Origin of the sequence: Vibrio sp. OPT46 (assembly GCF_015163535.1) — a bacterium.
In the GTDB taxonomy this organism is placed as follows: Bacteria; Pseudomonadota; Gammaproteobacteria; order Enterobacterales; family Vibrionaceae; genus Vibrio; species Vibrio alginolyticus.
The window spans coordinates 1-332 of record NZ_JADDYG010000190.1 but is presented as its reverse complement, the minus strand read 5'-3'; the positions used below and the strand labels follow the sequence as shown (position 1 = coordinate 332).

Sequence of the window (332 nt, the reverse complement as noted above, 5' to 3'; positions counted from 1 at the left end):
CATGCAAGTGTTTACGTTGTTAGCTTCATCCTTGCTATGCGTAGATTCCTGATGCCGCTATGGCTCCTCGGAATGACAGGAAATGATGGTCAAAGATTATAGAGTACCGTGGTTAAAATTCGTCATTCTGGACAGCGACGAAGGAGCGTGATTCAGGTTCCCCAAGAAGGAACCTAGGGTATTCCTTTACCCTAGGTCTCAATTTAATACTGGTCTTCAGACCAGCCATCACTATCGGACATATCGGGTGCGCCTGGGATGGTGTTTTCTTCATCTGCCCATTCACCAAAATCAATCATTTGGCATTGTTTACTGCAGAAAGGGCGATGAGG

At 46.1% G+C, this 332-nt stretch carries 1 protein-coding gene; it reads right to left on the bottom strand.

Annotated elements, in window-relative coordinates; translation table 11 throughout:
- Positions 1-203: 203 nt before the first annotated feature.
- On the bottom strand, positions 204-332 hold a 129-nt coding region (gene yacG / locus IQR33_RS08700; protein ID WP_193843635.1), incomplete at its 5' end, for a DNA gyrase inhibitor YacG.